The following is a 483-nucleotide window of genomic DNA, read 5'->3' on the forward strand; positions in this document are numbered from 1 at the left end:
ACCATATCGAAACCGAAGCGGGGGCTGCGTGATATGCGCGTCATCTACGGCGTTTCGCCCCACGACATCCCCAGTTTCGATACCGCCCGGTTGAGGGCCGAATTCCTGGTCGAAGACCTGTTCCGGCCTGGCCATATCGAATTCGCTTACACCCATGTTGACCGCATGATCGTCGGCGCCGCCACGCCGGCCGCAGAGCCACTTTCCTTCGGCGACGGCGTGGAGATCGGGACGCCGCTGTTCTTCACCGCGCGTGAAATGGGCGTGGCCAATCTCGGTGGCGCGGGCAAGATCACGATCGACGGCGAGACTTTTGCGGTTGCCAACCGCGATGTGCTCTATATCGGCCGCGGCGCGGAGAAGGTGACGCTTGCAAGCGATGATCCGGCCACGCCGGCGCGCTTCTATATGAACTCGGTTCCGGCCGGTCGCGATATCCCGCATCGCCTGATCACGAAAGACGAGTCCAAGCCGCTCGACCTC

General features: G+C 62.7%; 1 pseudogene. It reads left to right on the forward strand.

Features of this window, described 5'->3' with window-relative positions:
* Positions 1-33: 33 nt before the first annotated feature.
* Positions 34-483: pseudogene (locus tag AC1D0P_RS28805) on the forward strand (5-dehydro-4-deoxy-D-glucuronate isomerase); the annotation flags it as partial.

This window comes from Polaromonas sp. P1_G2, from assembly GCF_056405515.1.